This window comes from Aeromicrobium sp. CF3.5 (assembly GCF_051262695.1).
GTDB lineage: Bacteria > Actinomycetota > Actinomycetes > Propionibacteriales > Nocardioidaceae > Aeromicrobium.
Genome location: NZ_JBIMEZ010000019.1, coordinates 1 through 4,407 on the forward strand (window position 1 = coordinate 1; position 4,407 = coordinate 4,407).

General features: G+C 62.2%; 4 protein-coding genes. 3 read left to right on the top strand and 1 reads right to left on the bottom strand.

Annotation, left to right across the window (positions count from 1 at the left end):
* Positions 1 to 928 precede the first annotated feature (928 nt).
* Together ACHAA3_RS16720 and ACHAA3_RS16725 are read left to right on the top strand one after the other, a co-directional pair.
* Positions 929 to 1,402, top strand: a complete 474-nt coding sequence (locus tag ACHAA3_RS16720; protein ID WP_435710229.1) for a nucleotidyltransferase domain-containing protein — start codon at positions 929 to 931, stop codon at positions 1,400 to 1,402.
* A complete protein-coding gene (locus ACHAA3_RS16725; RefSeq protein WP_435710230.1) occupies positions 1,402 to 1,764 on the top strand; it encodes a HepT-like ribonuclease domain-containing protein in 363 nt (120 codons plus the stop codon). The genes ACHAA3_RS16720 and ACHAA3_RS16725 overlap by 1 nt, the downstream gene beginning before the upstream one ends.
* 831 nt (positions 1,765 to 2,595) lie before the next feature.
* Here ACHAA3_RS16725 and ACHAA3_RS16730 read toward each other — a convergent pair.
* On the bottom strand, positions 2,596 to 3,192 hold the full coding sequence (locus tag ACHAA3_RS16730) for a TetR/AcrR family transcriptional regulator (RefSeq protein WP_435710231.1): 597 nt from the start codon (positions 3,190 to 3,192) through the stop codon (positions 2,596 to 2,598).
* A gap of 110 nt (positions 3,193 to 3,302) precedes the next feature.
* Between ACHAA3_RS16730 and ACHAA3_RS16735 the strand changes: the two genes are divergently transcribed.
* A complete protein-coding gene (locus tag ACHAA3_RS16735) occupies positions 3,303 to 3,923 on the top strand; it encodes a stage II sporulation protein M (protein WP_435710232.1) in 621 nt (206 codons plus the stop codon).
* Positions 3,924 to 4,407: the final 484 nt, after the last annotated feature.

Below are 4,407 nucleotides of genomic sequence, written 5' to 3' on the forward strand. Positions count from 1 at the left end.
CGCTGGTCGTGAAGGCGTCTCGGAGAAAGGTCCTAACATGCACGTGCCAATCGCTGTCAGAATCGACAGTGTTGGCTAACTCGGTCGTGCGCTCTCGGAAGAGCGTGCGGGGCCATCGAAGAACGTAGTCGCTGACATCGGCAGGCATGTCGTTAGGTCTCTCGTGTCGCGGGATGCAGTCTGCCCATCTTGTCAGCCGGAACCGACGGGGACCGGTTAATGCCTGGCCGGCGCTGTGTTGGTCCGGTTTTCCGGCGGCACAAGTTTCGGCCACAATGAACTGCACGAAGTTGACCAGAGGGTCCGCCCAAGATTTCGTTGACCTCTTGAGCGGTCACGCGGTCGCCCTGCTGGTTCGCCTGTGAAGGTGATCGAGAATCAGTGGGCGTGGACACGGCCGATTCACAAGCGATGCGGACTTGGGGACCCAGGGTCCGGCCACTCCCATATAGTGCTTGAAGATAAGTAAAGATCGGTGCACCCCCAGGGGGGCACATCGCAGGGTGCAACAGTGAGTAACGGGGTGCAACGGAACCCAATTTCACGCTCAGCGCGCGGAACCCCGCCGTTCTGAGCGTGAATCCGTCTGGTTCAAGTCCCCCCTCGGACACAGAATCAAGTGAACGGAACCCCTGCAATTGCAGGGGTTCCGTTTTTGGTTTGTCTGAAATGACTCAGATCTGTGCCCCCTCAGGGGGCACAAAATGCCTGAGATTCGAGAAGTTGTCAGTTGCGTTGAGCGTGGATCCGAGGGGGACCGGAAATCGAGTGCGCGAGTGGTTGTGGCGCATCACGCGCGGGACTTGGCAACTACTCGGTTGAGTTCGGCTGGCGCGGGGTATCTACCGCCGGCGGCCGGCGCCTTCGCGGCGCCGGAGACCGCAGTGCACCCTGGCGTTGAAGCTACAACAATTGATAAGGTTTGCTTATGACCTTGGCATTGGAGTACCGCGCGGCGCGGCGTGACGAGGATGTGGCTCGTCTGCGGCGTGTCCTGGCGCTGCGCGCCATGGGCGCGCACGGGCTGAGTCAGCGGGAGATTGCCGAGGCGATAGGTATCACTCAACCGGCAGTCAGCCAGCAGCTCAAGCACGCGCCTGAGTTCGACGGGGTACATCCGGAGATGCTGCTCGAGGCCGCGGGGCCGGTGTTGAAGGCGTTGGCGGGGGAGTTCGGGTTCTCGAGGTTGGGCGTGTTCGGGTCGGTTGGTCGCGGGGACGCCCGACAGGACTCGGACATCGATCTGGTGGTGGAGGCGCCGGCCGGCACCTCGTCGTTCGGCTTTGTGCAGTTCAAGCAGGCTGTGGAACAGGTGCTGGGCCGAGGCGTCGACATGGTCGAGTACGGCGGACTGACGCCGGGGCTGGATGACGACGTTCGTCGAGAGGCGGTGCTGCTGTGATGGAACGAAAGGCAGCTAAGGAGCTCCTGCACATTCAGACGTGGCTGACCAGGGTTGATGTGATCGTCGAGCGCGGCAAGGCCTCCTACCTCGCTGACAGCCTTCTGCAGGAGGCTGGTGATTCGCTAATGATGAAGCTCGGAGAGGCGGCCAATCGGCTATCCAAGCTAGGTGTCTTGGCTCCCGTCGGAGTCGAGTGGGCGCTCGCGATCGCCAACCGCAACTTCATCATCCACCAGTACGACCAGATCAATCGAGAACTGACGTGGCTGACGCTGTCGCGCGACCTCGTGGAATGGAAAGCGTCCTTAAGCCCGCAATTCGTGGACGCGGCCCTCGCGATCGACTGGGAGACGAATTGATCCCGACTGTCGCGCCCTTGCTAGTCCACCTCGGTGAGAATTCATCCGAAGACAAGATCGTTGGAGCGGTACCTGAAGCTGATGATGAATCAGTGGCCCCTGCGGACAACCGTTCGACAAGGGTTGCGGACTGAGATGTCCAAGGCCCGACGACTCCCATATGGTGATTGAAGACAAGTGAAGATCGGTGCACCCCCAGGGGGCACATCGCAGGGTGCAACCGTGAGTAACGGGACGCAACGGAACCAGTTTTCACGCTCAGCACGCCGAGATCGGCCATTCTGAGCGTAAATCCGTCTGGTTCAAGTCCCCCCCCCTCGGACACTGCAAGGCCCTCACACTCTCGCCGGTGTGGGGGCCTTGTTTCGTTTCCAGCGATCGTGGCTCTGAACTGTGAAGACACAGTTGGGGCCACGTTGCACGTGTCGCCATGGGGGCACATGTAGGCCTTGGACGTTGCACCGATGACACCTCATGAGGGTGAGAGGAGCACGGGAATGGCATGGATCGAAGAGCGCGACGAGCTGATGGCGGAGTCTCGGCGCGAGTGATGTCGCTCGAAGTGCTCGATGGAGTCCCAAGCGTACTCATGGCTCGGACCCGCTGAGCTGTCATAGAAGCGCCTGTCCGCGGACCAAGTGCGAGCACCAAATTCGATGATGCCGTCGTGCTCAACGGAGCCGGCACAACCGACCTCCTGCCGGCGGCTTCGTCGACATAGGCATCGGGCCCTGGTCGGTCATCTCGAGCTCGCGGCCGGGCAGTATCGACATCGAGGCCGCCATTGACGTCCCCAGCTGCCTGTGGCCGACGATGTCATCGGTCAGCACGTCACGTCGAGCGTGCCGAAGCGCGCACCGCTGCTTGTGGTGCGCCGGAGTGACCGAGTGCCTCCATGGCAGTCGCGACGATGTGGGGGCGCCACGCCTCGGTGCGACCCAGCCGAGCCGCCGCCGACGCTGACGCCTGCAACCCCGCCGTTGCGATGATGAGTCGCACGAGGGCCTCATCGGAGACGTTGTTCGCGTCGAGTCCGAATGCGCCGACGAGAGCAGCGCCGGCCTGTGACAGCTCGTCGGATGCTCCCTGGGGGTCACTGGTGACGACCGACTGCAGGAATGCTGCCGTTCCCGGCCAGTCGACGGACGCGTCAAGGAGTGCGTCGACAAGGACCCGGTCCCGTTCTGCACCCTGCGCAATTCCGGCCGTATCTGCAGCGAGGGCAGTGGTCCTGACCAGTGCCGATCGCACGGCGGCGTCGTAGATGGCTTCCTTGCTGGAGAAGCGATGGAGAAGCCCGGCTTTCGAGTAGCCCGTGGCGTCGGCAACCTGCTGCAGCGAGGTGTGGCGGTACCCGTGCTGGGCGAAGAGGGCCGAAGCGCTGTCCACGATCTCAGCGTCTATCTCTTCTTTCGACTGACGAGGCATGAGCACACCTTAGCATTCTGAACCAATCTGGTAGGTTATGGACCAACTCGGTTCTATATAGACCGAATCGGTTCTATTCTTGACCTCGACTATCGAATGGAGTGATCTCCGTGCACCTGTTCACCCGCCACCTGCACCTCGTGAGAGCCAACCTGCGACCATTCCTCCTGATCAATGCGCTGGTGTATGGAGTGTTCCTGTTCGGAATCGGAGCAGCGCTCGTGTCTCCCTCCTTGCAGACGATGGACCTCGACCCCTTCGCCTTCGACTCGGACTGGACCGCATCTCTGGTGGCAAAGGTCGGTGGAAGCGTCGCGGCATTCGGATTGACGATCCTGGTCGTCAACGTCCTGCCCACCGCGTTGATGCAGATCGCCTTGCCGTCGTTGATCGTGCCGTTCGTCGGCCTCGGGATCTTCGCGTATCGGGCCTTCAACTTCGGCGTCACGCTCGCTCCGACCAGCGACACTCTGGCGCGGATCATGATCCCGCACTCGCTGACGTTGCTGATCGAGTTCCAGGCCTACATCTTGGTGATGCTCGGGGCATACCTGCTCGGCCGAGCGTGGATCAGTCCGACGACCGTCGGGTCGGCGAGCAGGAGCGAGGCGTACCGGATCGGGCTCCGGCAGCTCGGAGGTCTCTCCGTCCTGGCGTTGCCACTGTTCGTTCTCGGAGCGTTCTACGAGGCCTTCGAGATCATCCACCTCGTACCGATGGTCCTGAAGTGACACCGATGAACCGCACGCCAGCAGCGCTCACGTGGTCCTGCCGGAATTCTTGTCCTGATCCCACTCAGTCCCTCGGCCCACATCAACCTCTCGACCGTGGAACGCGCCACTGACCCGTTCTTGCGGACCATTCGGCGTGGATCTCCGAACCCAGTAGACACCGATGTTGTCGACGTGGGCCTTCTGGATCAGCGGCACCTGCGTGGCATCCTGACAGCCGGAGGTGTCGGCGGCCTGCGTGAGACGTACCGGACGATCGCGGACGACTCCGACCAGGCCATCGACCATCACGAGATCGGTACCTGTTCCTGCTCGACAACGAGGCCGAGGTGGTGACATCCACGGCCGATGTGACGCCGCTGAACTCGCTCGGCATGCCGAACCGGATGATCGACGTCGTGGAGGCGCAGAGGGTGTCGCCGTTGATCGAGCCCGACGGGCTGCTAGCCGCGGCGTTCTCTCCGACCGACGGCCGCACCACGGT